At 45.1% G+C, this 22,573-nt stretch carries 17 protein-coding genes, 1 tRNA gene, 1 other RNA gene and 1 pseudogene; 2 read left to right on the top strand and 18 right to left on the bottom strand.

What is annotated here, in order from left to right; genetic code table 11:
- Positions 1 to 46: 46 nt before the first annotated feature.
- From NSU15_RS00980 to NSU15_RS00915, 14 genes and pseudogenes are all read right to left on the bottom strand, one after another.
- Positions 47 to 1,309 (bottom strand): annotated as a pseudogene (locus NSU15_RS00980) (pectate lyase); the annotation flags it as partial.
- Positions 1,310 to 1,529: 220 nt separating this feature from the next.
- Positions 1,530 to 2,846: an NAD(P)/FAD-dependent oxidoreductase gene (locus NSU15_RS00975; RefSeq protein ID WP_339288781.1), complete on the bottom strand. Its 1,317-nt coding sequence runs from the start codon at positions 2,844 to 2,846 to the stop codon at positions 1,530 to 1,532.
- A 31-nt stretch (positions 2,847 to 2,877) separates the two neighbouring features.
- Positions 2,878 to 4,185 (bottom strand): aminoacetone oxidase family FAD-binding enzyme, encoded by a 1,308-nt coding sequence (locus NSU15_RS00970; RefSeq protein WP_339288780.1) that lies wholly within the window; start codon positions 4,183 to 4,185, stop codon positions 2,878 to 2,880.
- Between the two features lie 541 nt (positions 4,186 to 4,726).
- Complete coding sequence (locus tag NSU15_RS00965) at positions 4,727 to 5,092, bottom strand: hypothetical protein (RefSeq protein WP_042123340.1); 366 nt, start codon at positions 5,090 to 5,092, stop codon at positions 4,727 to 4,729.
- 250 nt (positions 5,093 to 5,342) lie between these two features.
- Positions 5,343 to 5,707, bottom strand: a transfer-messenger RNA (tmRNA) gene (gene ssrA, locus NSU15_RS00960).
- 198 nt (positions 5,708 to 5,905) lie between these two features.
- Positions 5,906 to 6,385: an SsrA-binding protein SmpB gene (gene smpB, locus NSU15_RS00955; protein ID WP_042123338.1), complete on the bottom strand. Its 480-nt coding sequence runs from the start codon at positions 6,383 to 6,385 to the stop codon at positions 5,906 to 5,908.
- Between the two features lie 739 nt (positions 6,386 to 7,124).
- Positions 7,125 to 10,007, bottom strand: a complete 2,883-nt coding sequence (gene rnr / locus NSU15_RS00950) for a ribonuclease R (RefSeq protein WP_339291199.1) — start codon at positions 10,005 to 10,007, stop codon at positions 7,125 to 7,127.
- 344 nt (positions 10,008 to 10,351) lie between these two features.
- The gene (secG, locus tag NSU15_RS00945; protein WP_042123332.1) at positions 10,352 to 10,585 is read right to left on the bottom strand and encodes a preprotein translocase subunit SecG; all 234 of its coding nucleotides are present in this window, start codon (positions 10,583 to 10,585) and stop codon (positions 10,352 to 10,354) included.
- Positions 10,586 to 10,813: 228 nt separating this feature from the next.
- Positions 10,814 to 12,100 carry a phosphopyruvate hydratase gene (gene eno / locus NSU15_RS00940; RefSeq protein ID WP_042123330.1) on the bottom strand — a complete coding sequence of 429 codons (1,287 nt, stop codon included), beginning with the start codon at positions 12,098 to 12,100 and terminating at the stop codon, positions 10,814 to 10,816.
- A 68-nt stretch (positions 12,101 to 12,168) separates the two neighbouring features.
- Positions 12,169 to 13,713 (bottom strand): 2,3-bisphosphoglycerate-independent phosphoglycerate mutase, encoded by a 1,545-nt coding sequence (gene gpmI / locus NSU15_RS00935; protein ID WP_042123328.1) that lies wholly within the window; start codon positions 13,711 to 13,713, stop codon positions 12,169 to 12,171.
- A 1-nt stretch (position 13,714) separates the two neighbouring features.
- Entirely contained in the window at positions 13,715 to 14,467 is a 753-nt protein-coding gene (gene tpiA / locus NSU15_RS00930) for a triose-phosphate isomerase (protein ID WP_042123325.1), read from the bottom strand.
- A 26-nt stretch (positions 14,468 to 14,493) separates the two neighbouring features.
- Complete coding sequence (locus tag NSU15_RS00925) at positions 14,494 to 15,675, bottom strand: phosphoglycerate kinase (protein ID WP_339288778.1); 1,182 nt, start codon at positions 15,673 to 15,675, stop codon at positions 14,494 to 14,496.
- Between the two features lie 115 nt (positions 15,676 to 15,790).
- On the bottom strand, positions 15,791 to 16,801 hold the full coding sequence (gap, locus tag NSU15_RS00920; protein WP_036687120.1) for a type I glyceraldehyde-3-phosphate dehydrogenase: 1,011 nt from the start codon (positions 16,799 to 16,801) through the stop codon (positions 15,791 to 15,793).
- Between the two features lie 102 nt (positions 16,802 to 16,903).
- Entirely contained in the window at positions 16,904 to 17,956 is a 1,053-nt protein-coding gene (locus tag NSU15_RS00915) for a sugar-binding domain-containing protein (protein WP_076116268.1), read from the bottom strand.
- 432 nt (positions 17,957 to 18,388) lie between these two features.
- Here NSU15_RS00915 and NSU15_RS00910 point away from each other — a divergent pair.
- Positions 18,389 to 18,463 (top strand) — tRNA-Arg (locus tag NSU15_RS00910).
- 193 nt (positions 18,464 to 18,656) lie between these two features.
- Positions 18,657 to 19,253 (top strand): ATP-dependent Clp endopeptidase proteolytic subunit ClpP, encoded by a 597-nt coding sequence (gene clpP, locus NSU15_RS00905; RefSeq protein WP_339288777.1) that lies wholly within the window; start codon positions 18,657 to 18,659, stop codon positions 19,251 to 19,253.
- 95 nt (positions 19,254 to 19,348) lie between these two features.
- On the opposite strand, the gene NSU15_RS00900 is transcribed toward clpP, so the two are convergent.
- From NSU15_RS00900 to NSU15_RS00885, 4 genes are all read right to left on the bottom strand, one after another.
- Positions 19,349 to 19,987 carry a GDSL-type esterase/lipase family protein gene (locus tag NSU15_RS00900; RefSeq protein ID WP_339288776.1) on the bottom strand — a complete coding sequence of 213 codons (639 nt, stop codon included), beginning with the start codon at positions 19,985 to 19,987 and terminating at the stop codon, positions 19,349 to 19,351.
- A gap of 109 nt (positions 19,988 to 20,096) precedes the next feature.
- Positions 20,097 to 21,200 (bottom strand): DUF4163 domain-containing protein, encoded by a 1,104-nt coding sequence (locus NSU15_RS00895; RefSeq protein ID WP_339288774.1) that lies wholly within the window; start codon positions 21,198 to 21,200, stop codon positions 20,097 to 20,099.
- 123 nt (positions 21,201 to 21,323) lie between these two features.
- Complete coding sequence (locus NSU15_RS00890; protein WP_042123312.1) at positions 21,324 to 22,079, bottom strand: SIMPL domain-containing protein; 756 nt, start codon at positions 22,077 to 22,079, stop codon at positions 21,324 to 21,326.
- 149 nt (positions 22,080 to 22,228) lie between these two features.
- Positions 22,229 to 22,498, bottom strand: coding sequence for an HPr family phosphocarrier protein (locus NSU15_RS00885; protein ID WP_036687106.1), 270 nt, complete (start codon positions 22,496 to 22,498; stop codon positions 22,229 to 22,231).
- Positions 22,499 to 22,573 lie beyond the last annotated feature (75 nt).

Here is a 22,573-nt window from a genome sequence, read left to right as displayed (position 1 = left end):
CGTCTGAATAATATCGAAATATATATTAGTAAGGAATTAAAGCATCTTATTCTACATGCATGTAATACAGGTTCGTAGGACTATCCTTGGTAATGGTATGGGCACCGGGTGCAAGGAGTAAGCTGACAATACCATTGGTCATCGGGTAGCTTGTTCCATCGACCTTGATTTGAGTTCCGTCAGCTGTATTAAACACTAATGTTAGGGTTGAATCCTTAGTTGTCGTAAACCCAATGCTGGTTGGACTCTCAATTTTTAGACTTTGAGTGAGTGTTAGACCATTATATAGCACAGTCCCCTTATTAATTGAGAGATTCCCTTGAATATTGAAGAAGTCGCTAATTGTTCCATCGGTCGTAAAGTTATGAACATATGCTCTAGTTGTTGGAACCTGATCTAGTTGCATGTAATAAAGATTGGCAGGACTATCTTTCGTAATGGTATGTGCGCCTGCTGCTAGCGCTACGCTAACAATGCCATCTGTCATGGAATAACTTGTTCCATCAATCTTGATTTTGTTACCATCTGCTGAATTAAATACTAATGTCAAAGTTCCTTCATTAGAGGTGAACTCAATGTTAGTTGAACTCTCGATTTTTAAGCTTTGAGTTAGTGTCAATCCATTGTAGATCACAGTTCCTTTATTTGCTGAAAGGTTTCCTTGAATAATGAAAAAGTCGCTTGTAATCCCATCAGTCGTAAAGTTATGGGCATACGCTCCCGTTGGCGGCACCGGAGTTACTGTCGGTGTAGGTGTTACTGTCGGCTTCGGCGTTACTGTTACTGTTGGTGTTGGTGTTGGTGTTGGTGTTGGTGTTGGTGTTGGTGTTGGTGTTGGTGTTGGTGTTGGTGTTGGTGTTGGTGTTGGTGTTGGTGTTGGTGTTGGTGTTGGTGTTGGTGTCGGCTCTGTTGAGTTGGAGTTACCGCCTACAGATACAAGCCCAGTGGTGTAACTTCTTATTTTGGACATCAGAGCTGTATTAAGTGCAGACGAGGTGTCATCCACTGAATTATTAAACTGCCATGTGAAGTCTCCGCCATTCAATCGTCCAGCCTCTGCCGTAACAATCTGTTCAACTGCGTTCACGTCATCAATGTCAGATACCTTCGCTCCCGTATCAACGATCGTATCGAAATTGTTATACGTTGTGCCGCCTTTTAGTGTTTTGTATGAACTTGGGACGGTTTCATTTCTCGACGATGCTAAGTAGGCATCAAATGAGGTTGCTTTTGCCGCAGCTGTTCCAGCATCAGAGTTCGCATAAATAAGACTCGCAGCATCAACAATACTATTGTTGTATGCTTTTATATATCAAGCTCGTTATTCTATCGGTAATTGTTGAAAGTGAAGTTATATAGTTAATAAGAGTATGATTTCCCGGTCAATAAAAAAAGACACCTATTAAGGTGTCTTCTACTTTTAATCCATATGAGCAGAGGCATAACCAATCCACAATTAGTCACCGCATGTTCAATGCATGCAAGTATTTCACTGCAACGTGCCAAGAGTCCGTAAACCATCTGTCTCCTTACGTGTTGCCATTACGTCGATCAGCAAGTGCCATCGCTGCGGCATAGCCAGAGCTCCAGGCCCATTGCAGGTTATAGCCGCCGCAATCTCCATCGACATCCATCACTTCACCTGCCAAATACAGCCCAGGGACTAACTTAGATTCTAACGTTCCTTCGATTAGCTCCGTCGTATCGATGCCACCGGCTGTTGTTTGTGCATTAGTAAAGCTATTGGTATCGGTCACTTTAAATTCCCAACGCTTCAAAATTTTATAAAATATCTTCTTGGTTTTCCACGAAAGATCCTGACAAAGCAGGTGCAGCTGTTGATCAATTCCAGCCTCCTTCAGCAGTACTGGAATCAGTTTCTTGCTGACGATACCTATAAGGGAATCGGCAACCGTCCGGTGTCCGAAGATCCCCCAGTGGATCTCCAGAAAATCAATTAACTCTTCCTCCGTGCGCTCCGGCATTAAATCAACCGACAATGTCACCGATTCTCCTATTCCGAGATTATACGCAGCCTTTCTGCTGAGCTGAAGTATGGGCGGGCCCGAGATACCATAGTCCGTAAAAAGAATCTCACCAGACTCAGTGCGGATGACTTCATTGTTTACGATAACATGGGCCTCTCCCTCAAATTTAATGCCCGATAGTTCCTTCAAATACGGATAATCCAGCTTCAATTGTACAATGCCTGGCACCGGGTTGATCAGGGTGTGCCCCAGACGTTGGACAAGCGTATAACCGGAGCCGTCCGTTCCTGTTTTCGGAGCGGTAAGGCCGCCTGCACATAGAAAAAGATAGTCGCTAGTATACACAACCTGTTCCTCTGTCTCCGTCTGGCAGGTTATCGCGAACCGCGGATGTCCCGCCGAAACGGTAACATCCAACACTTTATGTTTATAATATACGGGAACATTCCGATCCTCCAGCGCCAGCTTAAATACACCCGGCACCGAAGCCGCCTGCAGCGACATTGGATACATCCGGCCATTCTCCAAGCTTACAAAGGGAAGCCCGAGCGAGGAGAAAAACTCGATCGTTTGGCGGACACCGAATTGCCGCAATACATGTATTGGGAATCCTTCCTGATTACTGTGATATTTGCGTGATAAAGCGGCCGCTTCATCCGTACCGGTGGCGGTGGATTGGTTCGTAATGTTGCAACGCCCGTTACCCGTCGTTATTATTTTCTTCCCAAGCCGGTCATTGCTTTCAATAATTGCTGTATCAATACCTTGATCCCTCGCTGTAACTGCAGCCATTAGACCTGCAGCACCCCCACCGATAATGAACAGCTCGTGGTGCTTAGAAGTCTGATCCTTATACATGTTAATTGATGCATCCCTTTTCCTAATAAATTTATTGAATTGACTTAGCTATCGCCATGGCGGCCACATATCCGGAACTCCAGGCCCATTGCAGGTTATAGCCGCCGAAATCTCCGTCCACATCCATCACTTCGCCAGCCAAATACAGCCCAGGCACCAGCTTGGATTCCAGCGTTCCTTCAATGAGCTCCGACGTATCAATGCCACCTGCTGTCACTTGCGCATTCGTAAAGCCATTGGTATCCGTCACTTTAAATTCCCAACGCTTCAAGATTCGATAAAATTTCCCCTTGGTTTTCATCGATAGATCCTGGCAAAGCAGCTCTGGCTGTTGATCTAAGCCAGTCTCTTTTAGTAGGACAGAAACAAGCTTCTTATTAAAGATGCCAACAAGACAATCCGCCACAGTCCGGTGTCCAAAGGTCTCCCAGAGCCTTTCTAAAAACTCAACCAACTCTTCCTCCGTGCGGCCCGGCATCAGATCAACCGACAATGTTACCTGTTCTCCTCTTGCAAGATGATACGCAGCCTTCCTGCTTAGCTGAAGAATTGGCGGGCCGGTAATACCATAATCCGTGAAGGCAATTTCACCCTGTTCACTGCAGATGACTTTACCGTTCACAATGATATGAGCTTGTCCCTGAGATTTGATAGTGGACAGAGCCCTCATATTCGGATATTGCAGCTTCAATTGTACAATCGCCGGCAAAGGCTCAATCAGGGTGTGTCCCAGACGTTCAGCAAGTGTATACCCAGGGGGTTCTTTTCCCGCATTTGGACCGGCAAGGCCACCCGCAGATAGAAGTAGATAGTCGCTAGTATAAACAACCTGCTCCTCTGTCTCCGTTTGGCATTTTATCGTGAAGCGCGGATGATTCCTCGAAACAGTAACATCCAACACTTTATTATTGAGGTACACCGGAACATTCCGATCCTCCAGCGCAAGCTGGAAAATATCCAGTACCGCTGCTGCCTGCAGCGACATCGGATACATCAAGCCCTCCTTCAATCTTGTAAGCGGAAGCCCGAGAAAGGAGAAAAAATCTATGGTCTGACGGATGCCAAATTGCTGCAATACCGCAAGTGGAAATCCGGCCTGATTACTGTGATACTTGCGCGATAAAGCGATTGCTTCATCTGTACCCGTTGCAGTGGATTCATTTGTAATGTTACAGCGGCCATCACCTGTCATTAATATCTTCTTTCCAATCCGGTCGTTACCCTCCAGAATGGCAGTATCGATACCCATATCACACGCAGTAACAGCGGCCATTAGTCCGGCAGCACCTGCGCCGATAATAAACAGCTTGTGGTGCATAGAAGTCTGATTCTCATACATGGTTGGTCATTGCATCCTTTATCCGATTTTCTAAAAGCACAGAAACACTTTATTAAATTATAGCATAAGTGTACCGGTTTTCATTTATATCTACTTATTAACTCATCCCATCCTATGTTTGCCTTTTTTATCCCTATATAGAACCTTAATTTTTTTTGGTCTTCACAACTTTCACAATTCTAAGACTGAATGAATAGCAATTCCAGAGCTGATTATCTTTGATTACGAGACAAGCACCTCTCCTACACTGCAATCTTTAATTCCACATACGAAAGATACTGGATCTAGCATGATACTCCGTTTCTATGAACCAACACGCGTAGTCCAGATCATACTCTGAAAATATGAAAAAGACACCCTTCAAGGTGTCTTCAATAATACTCCATATGGAGCCGAGGGGAGCCGAGGAGAGCCGAGAGAGTTGAACCCCTGTCCAAAGATAACGCCACATAAGCTTTTACGAGTGTAGTCACAGTTTTGATGTCACCCTAGAAGCATTCTAACCAGCCAGAAGGTTTACATATATATTTTTTAGAAGTTGCTAATTGCCTGCGGAATCAAGATAAGCTTCAGCTTCTTCTATCGATTCGTACAAGTTTGCAATATCTTTAAACATACGATGCATTTGCGTTTTGTAGAACGCGGTAGGCGCAACATACACCCATTTGTGTTTTGTAGAGATCCCAGCTTTCACAGCATCTTCACCAGTTGGAGCAAGAATTGCCATCACTTCTTGCTTAAATACCAAGCCACCAGTAATTACAGTCATACCTGTAAACCCTCGTTTAGTTTTCTTCAGTACTCTCGGAAATTGTTCCGCGTACGCAAGGGCATCCTCAACTTCCATACCGTCCGATGTTACAATAATTCTGTTTTTATTTTTAACATAATCAATAGTAAAACTCATGATAGTAATTCCTCCGAATGTTTTGCTTTTGATGCTTAATGCCATAATCTTATTTCAGTTCAAGCTCTTATAGATGTACTTTCGGAAAATGTGCCACTAATTATTAACTTCAATGTGAATGATCTAATTTTAGATGTAAACAGCATGTCTACAATAATGAACACATTTAGTTCCCCATAATTCCTTGTCTACATTCAGTATACAATTCAACCACTAAACAGCAAAAAACCCGCTATTTAGCGGGTTTTTCTTATGGAGCCGAGGGGAGTCGAACCCCTGTCCGAAGATAACGGCACATAAGCTTCTACGAGTGTAGTCACAGTTTTGATGTCACCCGAGTATCGCCCCGTAACCGGCTATACGTTGGGTCAGCCTGATTATCTTCTTCCGTTGACCCCAGGCGGAGACCAGACGGCGTATCCCACTACTTGTTAGCCCCTATCCCTATCACATGGGCGATGCAGGGTAGAAGCACGCGCGCAGTTTCTTAGGCTGCGAAAGCGTAGTTGTTTTGTTGTTTGCCGTTTAATAGGCTTTAGCGTTGATGAAGCGGACGCGTCCCCACTACTCGCTACTCATGCTCGAACTACCCCCGTCGAATCCAAGAACGGCCCCTCATTATAAAGGGCGCTTCGGATCAAGCGGATCTTCCAAGCAAGAGAGATCCAATCCACAGCTTCTTCTTCAAGAAGTCTGTAACGAAGCAATAATCTTACTTACTCAGTATATCACATTTATCAATACTTTAACACGTGGGTTAAAGGAATTGAAGGTGGAAACTGGTACTCATTTGAATCGTCTATTCTTCCTAGATTATCTGGCTATCTTTTGCTTCTCACGCAATACACGCTGGATATCACGCTGAGCATCACGCTTAGCAGCAGAGTCACGTTTATCGTACTCTTTCTTACCTTTACCAAGACCAATCAACAGCTTCGCATAACCGTTTCGCACATATACCTTGAGTGGCACAATCGTAAATCCATCTCGCTTGGACAAGCCCAGCAGTTTATGAATTTGCTCTTTATGCATCAGCAATTTACGAGTACGCGTCGGGTCAGTAGGGTTAGCACGATTACCTTGTTCAAAAGGGCTGATATGCATGTTGTGAATGTGAATCTCACCGTTACGGATCGTAGCAAAAGCATCACCAATATTAGCGCGGCCATTACGCAGCGACTTGATCTCTGTACCTGTCAGCACCAAGCCAGCTTCATAAGTATCCTCGATAAAATAATCATGGGAAGCTTTTTTGTTCTGGGCAAGTACTTTCCCGTCTGCTTTTTTACCCATGAGAATCACTCCTTGAATCATATTCATAAGTTAAAGTAACCATGTCTCTCCAATCTTAAACGACATAGTCATCGAACGTCTGATCTATATTGTAACAAATGGAATCGATTGTGCGCAAGGAAGGATCAGGTAATCCTTTCTTAGTCATTTTGACAACTAGTTGTCAGTAAGCTTACCCATTAATTAACTTTAATTACATTTGTTGATAAAAAGACGTTTATGTTTCTATATTCACACATCCCAATTAACTCATACCCTTTTTTATTCACTCTCTCCCTCATACACTAAAGCTAATTAAGCTACATAAATGCACTTTATACATCTATGTAATATATATAGTCACTCGATGGTTGTTTAGTTGTACTTTCTGCAGTTAAAAACTCGAAGTCATGCCGTTTTGAAGGTACTGATCCAATTTAGATGTACAAAGTGCAATTAACCTCATTCTTTACTGAAACCCCAGAATTTTAACTGCACATTATGCAGTTAAAAATAAGCATTGTGATAACACTAGTTACTTTGCTCCAATCCAAGTGTCATAGTTACAAAACGGCGCTGTCACATAGCGTCTTCTGACTATTAACTCAACAAACTTGTGGCAACCAATATTCTCGTTCAGAAACAATAATTTCACACTTGAGCCGAGCTGCAGAAAACAATTAAAAAAGCACCGCCCCCAGCAAAGGGGCGGTGCTTAATCTTGCGTCATAGAGCTACGAAACGTAGCCCATAACGTTATTTATTTCTTCTTTCTCTTACGAGGAGCTCCGTCTGGAGCGCTGCCCGTAGTGTCACTACGTTTAGAAGTGGCTTGTTCAGACGTCTGAACGTTGCCCGGTGTCACGGACTGACCGATGAACACACCGCTTTTGTTCTTCTTTTTCCGGCGACCTTTACCTGTTGGAGCGCCGTTACGACCTTCTCCACCGCCAAAGTTACCGCCGCGGTCCTCGCGGCTGCGGAACTTCGTGCTGCCGTCCAGGCCGCGAACTTCGCCGCCGGAAGACTCGGACGCAGGAGCGCCATATCCGCCTTTGCCGGAGCCAAAGCCGAAGCTGATGCCGCGTCCACCACCGGCACCGCCGTTGTCCCCACCGCGGCCTCGCCCGCCGCTGCGCTCACGCGGTGCGCCTGCGTTGCCGCCGGCTTCGCCCCCGCGCTCTGCGCCGGTGCTTCCGCCCGGCGCCGCAACACCCCGGCTCGCATCCTCGCCGGCATCACGCCCGCGCTTCCGCTTTCCGCGTCCGCCCGGTGCAACAGCACCGGCCGCTTCGCGCGGCCCTTCGCCGGCGCGCACACCTGCGCCCGGCTTGCCCTTGCCCGCGCCTACAGCTGCGCCGGGCTTGCCTTTACCGCCGCGGCCCTTGCCGCCGCCGGCTTTACCCCCAGCGGCTGGCTTGCCGAAGCCGCTGCCACCTGAACGGCCGCCTTTGCCACCGCGGCTGCCTCCAAAACCACCGCTGCGATGCTCGCCTGGCGCGCGCGGTTTCATGTCGACCAACTCGAAATCGATCGTGTGGTCATCCATATTTACCTTGGCGACTCGAATCTTCACCTCGTCGCCAATACGGAACACCCGTGATGTGCGCTCGCCAATGAGCGCCATATGCGCCTCGTCGAAGTGATAATAATCGTCGCTCATTGCACTCAGACGAATGAGTCCTTCGACGGTGTTGTCCAGCTCGATGAACATTCCGAAGCTGGTCACACTGCTGACCATAGCCTCGAATTCCTCGCCCACTTTATCTTGCATGTATTCAGCTTTCTTCAGCTGCTCTGTATCACGTTCAGCCTCTACCGCCACACGCTCACGTTCCGAGGACTGCTGAGCAATGTCAGGCATCCGGCCGGCCAAATAATCATGTCGTTTCTGGCTCAGCGCCCCTCCATTCTCAATCACTTCACGCATTACGCGGTGAATAACCAGATCGGGGTACCGGCGAATTGGAGAAGTAAAGTGAGAATAGTATTCTGCAGCGAGTCCGAAATGGCCTGTGCTCTCTGCATCATATTTCGCCTGCTTCATGGAACGCAGCATCATTGTGCTAATAACGGTCTGTTCTTTAGTTCCTTGGATTTGCTCCAACAGATCCTGCAAAGCACGTGGATGAACCGAATTGCCGCGTCCCTTCACGTGATATCCGAAATTAGCCGCAAAAGCCATAAAATTCTGCAGCTTCTCTGGGTCTGGATCTTCGTGAATCCGGTAAAGGAACGGAACCTTCAGCCAGTGGAAATGCTCAGCGACCGTTTCATTCGCTGCGAGCATAAATTCCTCGATAATCTGCTCCGCTACAGAACGCTCACGCTTCACAATATCTACAGCCTTGCCGTTCTCATCCACAATGATTTTGCTCTCTTCGAAATCAAAATCTACCGCGCCCCGCCGCATCCGCGCATCGCGCAGCTTCATCGCCAGTTCTTTCATGAGACGGAAATCATCGATTAATGGACTATAACGCTCCAGCAATTCTGGATCTTCATCCTCCAAAATTTTACGAACATTAGAATAAGTCATTCTTTCTTTGGTGCGAATCACACTGGTAAAGACATCGTGCTTCACAACCTTCATTTGTTCGTTAAATTCCATCTCGCAGGACATCGTTAAGCGGTCAACCTGTGGGTTCAAGCTACAAATCCCGTTAGACAAACGGTGAGGAAGCATCGGAATAACCCGATCCACCAAATATACGCTACAGCCCCGATCGTACGCTTCTTTATCAAGTTCAGAGCTCTCACGTACGTAATAACCTACATCCGCAATATGCACGCCTAGCTTGTAATTTCCGTTCTCCAATCGCTGAACATTAACGGCATCATCCAAGTCCTTAGCATCTTCGCCATCAATCGTGACAATGTTTAGTCCGCGCAAGTCGCGTCGTCCCTGCTCAGCAATTTCCTCTTCTGTGATTGAATCCGGAGCATTGTCCGCTTCGTACATCACTTCAGCCGGAAATGCCTCTGGTAGCTGATGCTTACGGATGATAGATAGAATATCGACTCCCGGATCATCCTTATGTCCAAGAATCTCAATAATTTCACCTTCTGCTGCTGATCGCCCTTCTGGATAATTCACGATGTGCACAACGACCTTTTGCCCGTCTACCGCCCCCATGAAGGATTGCTTAGGAATAAAAATATCACGGTTAATCCGTTTATCATCAGGCAGCACAAAACCATAGGTCTCTAGATTTTGAAATACGCCGACCGTTTGCAATACGCCACGTTTTACAATACGTTCAACTTCACCTTCCATACGTCCGCCGGACGGACTTTTAGAGGTAATACGGATCAAAACGATATCGCCATTCATAGCTCCCTTTAGATCATTCGCATGGATGTACACGTCAGGATGATCACGATCATCCGGGATCAAAAAAGCGAAGCCTTTCGCATGAGCCTGTAACCGGCCTCGCAGTAAATCCATTCGTTCCGGCACGCCATAACGTGCATTACGAGTTAATACAATTCTTCCGTCCTGCTCTAATTCAATTAGTAGTTCCTCGAACTTTTTAAACCCTGTGCTATCTTCTAGAGCAAAATGGCTCACCAGCTCTTCATAAGTCATTGGTTTATATGCAGTTTCCCGCATGAAATCGAGTAATATTTCTTGTGTTATCATGTTCGTCACCCCAGCCCTCCGCGGCTCCAAGCCGCTGGCAAATATGTATGTCTTGTCCTGCTCTGTAGTAATGCCAAGTAAAATTTACCTTTACCTACTTCATACCCTAGTATACACGAAATCAATCCTGCGCATCCCTGTTACTGTCATCCAAAGGTAAACGCAGTACAAAATTTCAGTCACAACGAAGAAGATAGTCTATTTATTAGGGCTCTACTGTACCGAATCTTATTCATTCTTTATGCAAAGAAAAGCACCTACAGGTGCTTATCCCCTTTTAATTATAACAAAAAAGCCTTCGCTCCATTCCATTCAGAACAGAGCGAGGGCTTACTGTAGGTACTTTAGTCAATGAAAACAGCAGCTAGAATCGCCATAATGAAGAATCCTGCAGCAAGTCCAACAGTTACACGTTGTAGTACGAGTTCCATACCACGAGCTTTTGTTTTACCAAAGAGATGCTCAGCACCGCCGGAGATGGCACCGGAAAGACCCGCGCTTTTCCCCTTTTGCAGAAGAACGACCGCAATAAGACCGACGGAAAAAATCAGGAGCACAACTTTCAAAAAGATATCCATTCACTTCCACCTCCTACGCCTAAGCATCACTATCTATGGTAATTGAGGTTATCACGATACATAAACAGTATTCTTATTTTATCATAGCGTTGTCGGTAATACAACCGCCTAGACTGTTAAGTCGTAGCTTTTCTTGTAAGATAAGGAATTACATAGCGTCTGCGTCTCTTTGAGTACAAAAAAGACCCGCCATAAAGGCGGGTCTTCGTACTCTGCTATAAAAGCAGATTATCTTTTAAGGTTGTAGAAGGATTTCAGGCCGTTGTATTGAGCCAATTCACCCAACTCGTCTTCGATGCGAAGCAATTGGTTGTATTTAGCAACACGGTCTGTACGGGAAGGAGCACCAGTTTTGATTTGACCAGCATTAGTCGCAACAGCGATGTCAGCGATTGTGCTATCTTCGGATTCACCGGAACGGTGAGAGATAACTGCTGTGTAACCAGCACGTTTAGCCATTTCGATAGCATCGAAAGTTTCAGTCAATGTACCAATTTGGTTAACCTTAACCAAGATGGAGTTACCGATACCTTTTTCGATACCTGTTGCAAGACGCTCAGTGTTTGTAACGAACAAGTCGTCACCAACCAATTGAACTTTGTCTCCCAATTTTTCAGTAAGCAATTTCCAACCATCCCAGTCGTCTTCGGACATACCGTCTTCGATTGTGATGATAGGATATTTTTCAACCCATGAAGCAAGAAGGTCAACATACTCAGCGGAAGTGTAAGATTTACCTTCGCCAGCAAGGGTGTATTTACCGTCTTTGTAGAACTCAGTGGAAGCAACGTCCATACCCAAGAATACGTCAACACCTGGTTTGTAACCAGCTTTTTCGATAGCTTCGATAATTGTAGTGATTGCTTCTTCATTCGAACCAAGGTTCGGTGCGAAACCACCTTCGTCACCTACAGCTGTGTTCAGGCCTTTGGATTGAAGTACGGATTTCAAGTTGTGGAAGATTTCAGCACCTGTACGAAGAGCTTCTTTAAAGCTTGGAGCTCCTACAGGAAGAACCATGAACTCTTGAACGTCGATGTTGTTGTCCGCATGCTCACCACCATTGATGATGTTCATCATTGGTACTGGAAGAGTCTTAGCGTTGAATCCGCCCAGGTATACGTACAAAGGAATATCCAAAGCTGCTGCAGCTGCGCGAGCTACGGCCATGGATACAGCTAGGATCGCGTTAGCGCCCAATTTACCTTTGTTATGAGTTCCGTCCAAAGTGATCATCAATTTGTCGATGCCCACTTGGTCAAGAGCGTCCATACCGATAACTTCTGGAGCGATGATTTCATTTACGTTCTCAACAGCTTTCAGAACACCTTTACCCATGTAACGGGATTTGTCGCCATCACGAAGCTCAACAGCTTCATGAGCACCAGTGGAAGCGCCGGAAGGAACGATAGCGCGGCCTTTAGCACCGGATTCAAGATAAACGTCAACCTCTACAGTAGGGTTACCACGGGAGTCAAGGACTTCGCGAGCATAAACATCAGAAATAATAGTCATTTTAGTTAATCTCCTTTAAACAATGTTTTGGTTTTAATTGTTGAAGCTTAATCTCAGGTATTGTTTCCTTATTTGCGACTAGCGATCATGGATTGACCAGTCATTTCCGCAGGTTGCGGAATTCCCATCAGATCCAGAATGGTTGGTGCTACATCAGCAAGGATACCGCGATCGCGCAATACAACATTTTCATCCGTAAGGATGAACGGAACCGGGTTAGTGGTATGAGCTGTGAACGGACGACCGTTCTCATCAAATACCATGTCTGCATTACCGTGATCGGCGATAATGATCGCAACGCCACCCTTGGCAACTACTGCGTCCACTACTTTACCTACACACTCATCCGTTACCTCTACAGCCTTGATTGTTGGCTCCAGCATACCGGAGTGTCCAACCATATCAGGGTTTGCAAAGTTAAGGATAATAGCATCCTGTCTTTCCGCTTCGATTTCTGCTACGCAGGCTGCAGCCACTTCGTAAGCACTCATCTCAGGTTGAAGATCATAGGTTGCTACTTTAGGAGAGTTGATCAAGATACGAGTTTCTCCTGGAAGTTCCTCATCACGTCCACCACTGAAGAAGAACGTTACGTGCGGATACTTCTCAGTTTCCGCGATGCGCAGTTGCTTCTTGTTGTGTTGCACAAGTACTTCACCCAATGTGTTATCCAGGTTCTTCGGTGAATAGGCTACATAACCTTGTACCGTTTCGCTGAAAGTAGTCAGGCATACGAAGTGCAAGTCTTGTGGGAACAAAGGACCCCGGTCGAAACCGCGGAAATCTTGATTCGTGAACACTTGTGACAACTGAATAGCACGGTCAGGGCGGAAGTTGAGGAACACGACGGAATCGCCGCTCTCTACTGCCGTTACCGGCTTGCCTTCACTGTCTACAATCACGCTAGGTTCAACGAATTCGTCGAACACGGAATTTGAATAAGAAGCAGTGATAGCTTGCAGAGCATCCGTGTATTTAGGGCCTTCGCCATAAACCATAGCACGATAGGCTTTTTCTACACGATCCCAACGTTTGTCACGGTCCATGGCGTAATAACGTCCGGATACCGTTGCAATTGTACCTACTCCAACTTCTTCAATCTTAGCCACCAGATCTTGGACAAACTTCTTACCACTATCTGGAGGTACATCACGGCCATCCATGAAAGCATGGATATACACTTCGTGCATATCTTCTTTCTTAGCCAGGTCAAGCATAGCAAACAGGTGGTTAATGTGGCTATGTACCCCTCCGTCGGATACAAGCGCGTAAAGATGAAGCTTTTTACCTGTGTTCTTAGCATTTCTAACTGCGGCTACCAGTGTTTCATTATCGAAGAATTCGCCCTCACGGATCGATTTATCAATACGAGTCAAATCCTGGTATACAATCCGTCCTGCACCAATATTTAAATGCCCTACTTCAGAGTTGCCCATTTGGCCTTCTGGAAGACCAACAGCTTCACCACAAGCAGTAAGGGTAGTATTAGGATATTGTTTCAAGTAACGGTCATAGTTAGGTTTGTTAGCTTGAGCAACGGCATTACCTTCAGATGTTCCACGCAAACCGAAACCATCCATGATGATCAAAGCTACAGGTCTTGGAGCTGACATCTTACTTCGCCCCCTCAACCAATTGAACGAAGGAAGCAGGCTGCAAGCTGGCACCGCCAACAAGCGCACCATCGATGTCGCTTTGGCCCATGTACTCAGTTACATTCTCAGGCTTCACGCTGCCGCCGTATTGAATACGAACAGCTTCAGCTGTTGCAACATCATACAGATCTTTTACAAGACTGCGGATGTACGCAATAACTTCGTTAGCATCTTGGGAAGTGGAAGATTTACCTGTGCCAATAGCCCAGATAGGTTCGTATGCAATGACAACTTTTGCTGCTTGCTCAGCACTAAGGCCTTGGAATGCAGCTTCAGTTTGTACTTTACATACAGCTTTCGTTTGATCAGCTTCACGCTCTTCGAGCTTTTCGCCAACACATACGATTGGAGTGATACCGTGACGGAATGCAGCATGCATTTTCTTATTCACGATTTCATCTGTTTCGCCAAAATAAGCACGACGCTCTGAGTGACCAATGATTACATAGTCTACGCCAAGATCGCTAAGCATTACACCACTGATTTCTCCTGTGTAAGCACCGTTATCTTCAAAGTGCAGGTTCTGTGCGCCAATCTTGATGTCTGTACCTTTTGCAGCTGCTACAAGTGCAGGCAGGTTAGTAAATGGAGCGCAGATTACAGTCTCAACGCCTTCTACTTCTGCTTTGCCTTTGATATCAGCAATAAAGCTTTCTGCTTCAGGAACTGTTTTGAACATTTTCCAGTTTCCTGCAATAATTGGTGTTCTCATGACTTAAGTTGCCTCCTTCTTAGGTCTTACTTATCGTTCAGTGCTTCTACGCCAGGAAGCGCCTTGCCTTCCATGAACTCAAGGGATGCACCGCCACCAGTTGAAATATGATCCATTTGATCAGCCAGGTGGAATTTCTCTGCTGCTGCTGCGGAATCTCCGCCACCAATAACAGTGTAACCTTCAGTAGTTGCACAAGCTTTTGCTACTGCAAGTGTACCTTCAGCGAATTTATCAATTTCAAATACACCCATAGGTCCATTCCAGACAACTAGCTTGGAGTTTTTGATCACATCTGCATAAAGCTCACGAGTTTTCGGTCCGATATCAAGACCTTCCCAGCCTTCTGGGATTTCATTGAAAGGAACGATTTGCGTGTTGGCATCTGCACCGAATTTGTCGGCTACCACGACGTCAACTGGAAGCAAGAAGTTCTTGCCAAGCGCCTTGGCTTTCTCGATGAATCCAAGAGCAGTTTCCAATTTATCGTTGTCCACTAGGGAAATACCAATTTCAAATCCCAAAGCTTTGGTGAAGGTATAAGACAGACCGCCGCCGATCAAGACATTGTCTGCCAGATTGAGCAGGTTGTCGATCACGTCGATTTTGTCCTTCACTTTCGAACCACCGATGATTGCAGTGAAAGGACGCTCAGGGTTAGAAAGAGCTTTACCCAGAACAGACAATTCTTTCTCCATCAAAAGACCGGATACAGCTGGTAGGAAATGAGCGATACCTTCTGTCGAAGCATGAGCACGGTGAGCCGCACCAAACGCATCATTGACAAACAAATCAGCCAGTTCAGCGAATTGTTTAGCCAGTTCAGGATCGTTCTTCTCTTCGCCTGGGTAGAAACGAACGTTCTCAAGTACAAGTACGTCGCCTTCGCCTAGCTCAGCAATTTTTGCTTTTACAGCTTCACCAACAGCTTCGTCAGCTTTAGCTACTGGTTTGCCGAGAAGCTCGGACAGACGTTCAGCAGCAGTAGTCAAACGCATGGAATCTACGAATTGGCCTTTAGGGCGGCCCATGTGACTTGCGAGAATAATCTTCGCACCATTTTCGATCAAATATTTAATGGTTGGAAGTGTTTCGCGAATACGAGTATCATCAGTAATTTTACCGTCTTCTACAGGTACGTTGAAATCCACGCGTACAAATACGCGTTTACCCTTTACTTCTACATCACGGACGCTCTTTTTGTTCATGATTAATTCCTCCACACCCAAAATTGTTTCTAGCAGGAAACAAGAATACATTTAGAAAGAGCGGAAACAAAGAACTTCTGTTTCCGCTCTATAGATGTTGCTTATATCAAGTCAATTACTTAGCGATTTTAGCGAATTTCTCCAAAGTACGAACCAATTGTGCAGTGTAGGACATTTCATTGTCATACCAAGCAACAGTCTTAACCAGTTGTTTGTCGCCAACAGTCAATACTTTAGTTTGTGTAGCATCAAACAGGGATCCGAAAGTCATACCTTTGATGTCGGAAGATACGATTTCATCTTCAGTGTAACCATAAGTGTCTGGATCGGAAGCTGCTTTCATTGCTGCGTTGATTTCTTCAACAGTAACGCTCTTATCAAGAACAGTTACAAGCTCAGTCAGGGAACCAGTTGCAACTGGAACACGTTGAGCTGCACCATCCAATTTACCTTTAAGTTCTGGAATAACAAGACCGATTGCTTTAGCAGCACCAGTAGTGTTAGGGATGATGTTCTCAGCTGCTGCACGAGCACGTCTAAAGTCACCTTTAGCATGTGGAGCATCCAAAGTGTTTTGGTCGCCAGTGTAAGCGTGAATTGTAGTCATCAAGCCTTCAACGATACCGAACTTGTCGTTCAATACTTTTGCCATTGGAGCTAGGCAGTTCGTTGTGCAAGATGCGCCGGAAATAACAGTCTCAGTACCATCAAGAATGTCATCATTAACGTTGTAAACGACAGTTTTCATGTCGCCAGTAGCTGGAGCGGAGATAACTACTTTCTTAGCTCCACCTTTCAAGTGTTTTTCAGCTGCTTCTTTAGTTGTGAAGAAACCTGTGCACTCAAGTACGATATCAACGCCTAGGTCGCCCCATGGCAATTCTTCAGGGTTGCGGTTAGCAAGAACCTTAACTTCTTTTCCATTGACTTTGAAGAAGCCATCATGCACTTCAACATCACCTTGGAATTTACCTTGAGTTGTATCATATTTAAGCAAATGAGCAAGCATCTTAGCGTCAGTCAAGTCGTTGATTGCTACCACTTCGATACCTTCTACATTTTGAATACGGCGGAAAGCAAGGCGTCCAATACGTCCAAATCCGTTAATTCCAACTTTTACACTCATTGAATAGTTCCTCCTAGAATTCGTTTTATTTATTCAAAACAGACCGTGAAGCCTGTCATGACAACAATGTTAAGTATAATGCAAGGTATATGTTCTAGTGTGTTACGAGGATATCTGCAACTGATTGTCGATTTCCTTGCCGATTTCTACAGCAGCAGCCTCGTCCGTGACGAGAATATTCTCCTGCCCGAAACGCAGCATGGCATGAATAGCTTTGGCCTTTGGTTTGCCTCCAGCAATACCGATGACTGTCTCCGTTCGAACAATATCTTCAAGACGCAGCCCCATCGTAAGCATAGTATGGACAACCTTACCATCTTCGTTAAAGTAATACCCAAAGGATTCAGCCACGGCTCCCTCACCCTGGATCTCTGAGACCGTAGCCTCATCCAGCTTGCGGCGGCGAGTCATTTCAATGGCATCCCCAATCCCATGTACAATAATACGCGAACTGCGGATGATTTGTACAATCTCTCCAATATTAGAGTCAAGTGCTAGTGACTGGTAGGCATCCCCACTAAGTAGATCAGGTACATGCAGCAACCGGTAATTCGCTCCAACTCGTTTTGCCATTGTTGAGGCAATTGTGTTGGCTTGAATCTCCATACTCTCTCCTAATCCACCACGCGCCGGAACAAACCAAGCGTTCTTATAGGAAAGGGATAACGGCGGTGTCAGTTGATCAGCCATATCGGCAAGCGTTGATCCACCTGTGACAGCAACTATATCATCTGTACGAAGTACACTGAGCAGCGCTTTTGCACCTGCTCGGCCGAGTTCACGTTTAGTGAACGGCGATGACTCACAATCACCCGGCACCACAATAACTTTATCCAGACCATACGTTGCCCGAATTTTCTCTTCCAGCTCATCCAGACCAAACAGGCTCTTAACGACCGGCTCTAGCAAATCAAGCAGTCTACGCCCAGCAGCGCTAATGCGCATGCCAACGCTCTCGATCTCAATGAGCCCTTGCGATTTCAGAAGATCCGTCTCGGCACGCAGTACCCGCTCAGTCATATCAAGCGAAGCGGCAAGCGTTCTGCGCCCAATGATATCGGACAGCATGATCTGATGAAGAATCGTGTACCGTCTCTTAAGGGTTTCCATGAGATCAGGCAGAAGCTGCTTTTGGATATCTAATAAATTACGCATACTTTCACTCCTGCAACTTCGTCTTCCTCTATTCCCTTGTTCATGGTCTCAAAATGTCCCGGGTAAACTTTTTAAGTCCCACTCATATTCTAACCAAATATTGCTCGAAGTGCAAGTCTTCCGAGAGTAGAATTCTCAAGCGCTTGTCTTCTTATACATTTATAAGATCGGGAAAGAGGTACGGCTCCTAAAACCTGTCATTAACAATCCAGATTCTATCGCTGAGTGAAAGACAATATACGCTTGTCCACCTTGAAGACAAGGGGTAGAGCCCGTGCATAGCATTATTAAAAATATAAGAAATTATAAGTTTCACGTTATATATTATCCTTATATTTCTACGAGAAACGGTTGTCGTCAATAAAGGACGATAACGTCGTTTCTTCCTGTCCATTGCAATTGCACAGAAATTGTATTATAATCATTTTTGTTGCGCCCGTGGTCCAATGGATATGACGTAGGCCTCCGAAGCCTGAGATCCAAGTTCGATTCTTGGCGGGCGCGCCATTAATTTCACTTTTGTACATAATTTAGTAGCATCTATACTACTACTTAACCAAAGAGCCGCATGTCGGCTCTTTTTTTTGAATATAAGTTTGACTTTCTTTGACTTTTTGTTTGAATTTGTTTATCATGTGGGTAATACGGCAAGAGTAAAAATGAATACATTTGAAGAACCAATATCAAGGAGGTTTTCCACGTGAGTTATATTCCTATGGTAGTAGAACAGAGCAACCGCGGTGAGCGCGCTTATGACATCTATTCCCGCCTGCTGAAGGACCGCATCATTTTCCTTGGAACGGAGGTTAATGACGTGGTAGCCAATTCTATCATTGCACAAATGCTGTTCTTGGCTGCCGAAGATCCGGATAAGGACATTCACCTTTATGTGAATAGCCCCGGCGGTTCCATTACTGCAGGTATGGCTATTTTTGATACAATGCAGTACATTAAACCGGATGTTTCCACCATCTGTGTAGGTATGGCAGCTTCCATGGGAGCATTCCTGCTTAACGCTGGCGCTAAAGGCAAACGCTTCGCACTGCCTAACAGTGAGATCATGATTCACCAACCTCTGGGTGGTGCTCAAGGTCAAGCAACGGATATCGAAATCCGTGCCCGCCGTATCCTCAAATTGCGTGATAAGTTGAATCGTATTCTTGCAGAACGTACGGGTCAACCGCTAGAACGTATTGAGAAGGATACAGATCGTGATTACTTCATGACTGCTGCAGATGCGGCAGCTTACGGTATCGTTGATAAAGTCATCGAGAAAACACTGCCTAGCGGTGTGTAAGCTATAAAACAACACAAAGAGGCTGTGCCCTATCCACTTGATGGTTAGCGCACAGCCTCTTTACTTTTCAGACCACCACTTCATACGAATCTCAATTAAATCAAACCGCCATATCCAAGTGCATCGAGTTTCTCAGCAATCACACGGTAGCCTCGGCCATTCGGATGTAAGTGGTCAATCGATAATAGCCCTCTCTCATTTCCTGCAAACTCATTATAGATAGATGCAAATCCACATACTCGGCTACTGTACTGCGAGGCATAACCGTTAAACTGCCGAACCCACTCTGTAGCGCCTACTACCTGAGGATAGGGATTATACAATCCCACAATTCGAATGATAAAAGGTCTACGCGTTCCCGCCTTCAATTGAAAGAGAATACTCATAATTGCAGCAAAATTTTGTTTGCATTCCTGTAGTGATCTTCGTAGCTCTTTTGATAAATTTTCAGGTTGTCTAGCTGCAGCCTTCGCAGCATGGATTAAATCATTGCCACCAATGGATAAAGTGATGATGTCGGCTGCTCGTATAGCCTCGCGAGTCATAGAACTCCCACGTAACCGCTGTTCCAGTTCAGAAGTAGTCAATCCATTCACGCCTAAATTCGTAGAGACTACATTAGAACGCAGTCTCCCTTCTGCCATTCTACGGTATACCGGTACAAAACCGTTACCTGGCAGAGCGCCAAATCCAGTCGTCAAGGAATCGCCAATTGCAGTATATTGATAGCTCATAGCTCTCCCCCGTTCATAAACTAGTTACTCCCTTTAGCATATGAATTAGCGATGATTCTGGTAAGGGGGAGATGTCCAGTGGTAACACTAGCGGTTACGACTTCTCTATTTATTTTACTGCAGCAAATGGGCTACCGCCTTCCGGCAACAGTTCTTTGAAAGTAAAGGTATATTCCGGGAACCCTGCAGCGTAAGCTGTATATTCGTACAATTGGAAGAATAAAACAACCTTATCGTCCTTCAGATAAAAATACTTCTCCGTATTCAATCCGTTGAATCCTCCCAAATAACTTTCCTCCGCTTTTACCAGCCTGTTCAGCTTGGCATTTAACTGTTGTTTGTAGTTGGGATTAGCACCAAACAAATCACCCAGCAATAGACGTTTGCCATCCTTAAGTGAAAAAGTAAATGCCTCACGATTAGTCATTCCATGAGCGCCGCCCGTATCGCTATACTGTGACATCACTAAACTGATCACACCATCCTGATTGTAGGTCACCACATAATCTATATCATAGGTATACTTAGGCTCTGCCCCGGTCCGATCGGAGATATCCTGATCTGCAGCAGCCGCAAATTTCGTAACACTTTCCTTCAAGGTATTATTAATTGCCTGCTGCGCATTGGAATTACTTAATCCACTGATCCTCGGATAATCAAGCTGGATAAAAGCCTCTTGCCGATCCTTAGCATAGGTTTCAGTGGTTACTGTCAGCACGTTCAGTGGTCTGTTCATCACGTTCAGCCTACCAGAGTCCCGACTCCAATCCACTTTATAGCCCAAATAATCATTCAACAGGCCTGATGGAACATAAAACCGATTGTTAATTAGCTTTCCTTCATATTCTCGAATGTAATAATTGTTCACCCAAATAGAATTTCCATAGCTAGATAACATGAACTTAGTTTTTGTCGTTCCCTTTCCAATCGTATATGCATTTTCTTTTTTATCATAAGTAAGTGGTAATCGCAGCACATCACGCATAAAGGTGATCGGTACCCATGCCTTCCCTTCCTGCAAAATACCTGTCTGCTGAGAAATCATCCCGTTTGCCTTCAAAACTATACGTGAAGCAATAGCCTCACTCTTTGTCTGATCCGATGCTGCATAACCAGTCTCAACGGGCAGTAATCCACCACCAAGCAATAACCCCGCCGACATCAAGCCTATGCCCCATTTGCGTACTATTTCTTTTGAGATATTCATCATCATATTTTTCCTCCCCTTTCCAGTTTATTAAACATAATCTTAGCGATTTTACACAAAAAAAGAGGCGCCCCGCATTATTACTAGCGGAAGAGCACCTCTCCTCTCTACACACATCTTGTTCTGCTACTATTTCAATTCATACATTACGCTCAGCTGTGTTGTAACTTTAACTACTCCCGGTTGAACGGATGTGCTTGCACCAGCATCTGCTGCAGCCATTTCCATTTTTAGATTCTGCTCAAAATAAACCGGAGTAACATTACCATCATTTTGGCTGACTGTGATTACTTGACCCAAGCTACGTCTAGCTGCCTTAGCAATAGCTCCTGCTTTAACATCTGCGTTCGCCATCGCCTTTTCAATCACCTGAGCTTCAAAGGCAGAAGTATCTTCCACTGAAAAACGTGCATTTCCGATATTATTTGCCCCTGCCGCAGATGCAGCATCCAGCAATTCACCAACCTTGGTCAGATCTCTATAAGACACTAACAGCGTATGATTCGCGTTGTATCCCTTCACTTGCTGTCCATCTTTTTCGCTATAACTATAGTTGGGTTGCACATAAAATTGGGTACTTTGAATATCCTTGTCTGCGATTTTCCAAGTCCCTTTCAGTAGTGTAGTGATCTTTTGGATTTTAGCAGCATTTGTTTTTTGCGCTTCTTGTGCAGTTGCAGCCGTAGTATCTACACCGATGGACAAGTATACAATATCCGGCTTGATGGACAATTCACCTTTACCTACTACACTAACGACATTTTTCTGCACTTCATCTGCGTAAGCCTTTGCAGGACCTTGGAAGGCACCACTCATGCTAATCCCTCCAATTAACAAACTCCCTACGATCAACACTGAACCAATCTTTTTAACCAAACCTTTCATATTTGCCAGCCCCTTTCATCTTTTGTGATTTGTTATTATCCTCTAGACGAGTCTTTTTGGTAAATGTTGCACACGTAAATCTATTTTTTGGTATTAAAAAAAGCCCCTAGGGGCTTTTTAGTCATGCGATAAAAAGTCATCTCAAAATATTATTGGTTTTCAAGCTCTTCTTTGCTGACGAGACTCGTCAAAGCGTTTACAGCTTGATCCGCGTCTGCACCATCCGCGCTGATATAGATCTCCGTGCCGGAACTGATCGCTAGGCTCATAATACCCATAATACTTTTGGCGTTTACTTTTTTATCGTCTTTTTCCACGAAAATCTCCGACGAAAACTTGTTAGCTTCTTGCACAAACAATGCTGCCGGTCGAGCGTGTAGCCCTGTCTTCAACCGAACAACTACCGGGTGCTTTGTCATGAAACGCTTACCCCCTAATTGAGTTCTCCCCAAAAATTTCACATTAATTTTATATTATTATATCATTATAACGTA

The sequence above is a fragment of the Paenibacillus sp. FSL E2-0201 genome (assembly GCF_037963325.1).
Classification (GTDB): Bacteria; Bacillota; Bacilli; order Paenibacillales; family Paenibacillaceae; genus Paenibacillus_AQ.
This window is presented reverse-complemented; position numbering and strand designations above follow the sequence as displayed.

Excerpts from the sequence above, each read along its gene's own strand:
- NSU15_RS00975 (WP_339288781.1), bottom strand. The coding sequence starts at position 2,846 with ATGTATAAGGATCAGACTTCTAAGCACCACGAGCTGTTCATTATCGGT.
- NSU15_RS00970 (WP_339288780.1), bottom strand. The coding sequence starts at position 4,185 with ATGTATGAGAATCAGACTTCTATGCACCACAAGCTGTTTATTATCGGC.
- NSU15_RS00965 (WP_042123340.1), bottom strand. The coding sequence starts at position 5,092 with ATGAGTTTTACTATTGATTATGTTAAAAATAAAAACAGAATTATTGTA.
- smpB (WP_042123338.1), bottom strand. The coding sequence starts at position 6,385 with ATGGGTAAAAAAGCAGACGGGAAAGTACTTGCCCAGAACAAAAAAGCT.
- rnr (WP_339291199.1), bottom strand. The coding sequence starts at position 10,007 with ATGATAACACAAGAAATATTACTCGATTTCATGCGGGAAACTGCATAT.
- secG (WP_042123332.1), bottom strand. The coding sequence starts at position 10,585 with ATGGATATCTTTTTGAAAGTTGTGCTCCTGATTTTTTCCGTCGGTCTT.
- eno (WP_042123330.1), bottom strand. The coding sequence starts at position 12,100 with ATGACTATTATTTCTGATGTTTATGCTCGCGAAGTCCTTGACTCCCGT.
- gpmI (WP_042123328.1), bottom strand. The coding sequence starts at position 13,713 with ATGTCAGCTCCAAGACCTGTAGCTTTGATCATCATGGATGGTTTCGGT.
- tpiA (WP_042123325.1), bottom strand. The coding sequence starts at position 14,467 with ATGAGAACACCAATTATTGCAGGAAACTGGAAAATGTTCAAAACAGTT.
- NSU15_RS00925 (WP_339288778.1), bottom strand. The coding sequence starts at position 15,675 with ATGAACAAAAAGAGCGTCCGTGATGTAGAAGTAAAGGGTAAACGCGTA.
- gap (WP_036687120.1), bottom strand. The coding sequence starts at position 16,801 with ATGAGTGTAAAAGTTGGAATTAACGGATTTGGACGTATTGGACGCCTT.
- NSU15_RS00915 (WP_076116268.1), bottom strand. The coding sequence starts at position 17,956 with ATGCGTAATTTATTAGATATCCAAAAGCAGCTTCTGCCTGATCTCATG.
- NSU15_RS00900 (WP_339288776.1), bottom strand. The coding sequence starts at position 19,987 with ATGAGCTATCAATATACTGCAATTGGCGATTCCTTGACGACTGGATTT.
- NSU15_RS00895 (WP_339288774.1), bottom strand. The coding sequence starts at position 21,200 with ATGATGATGAATATCTCAAAAGAAATAGTACGCAAATGGGGCATAGGC.
- NSU15_RS00890 (WP_042123312.1), bottom strand. The coding sequence starts at position 22,079 with ATGAAAGGTTTGGTTAAAAAGATTGGTTCAGTGTTGATCGTAGGGAGT.
- NSU15_RS00885 (WP_036687106.1), bottom strand. The coding sequence starts at position 22,498 with ATGACAAAGCACCCGGTAGTTGTTCGGTTGAAGACAGGGCTACACGCT.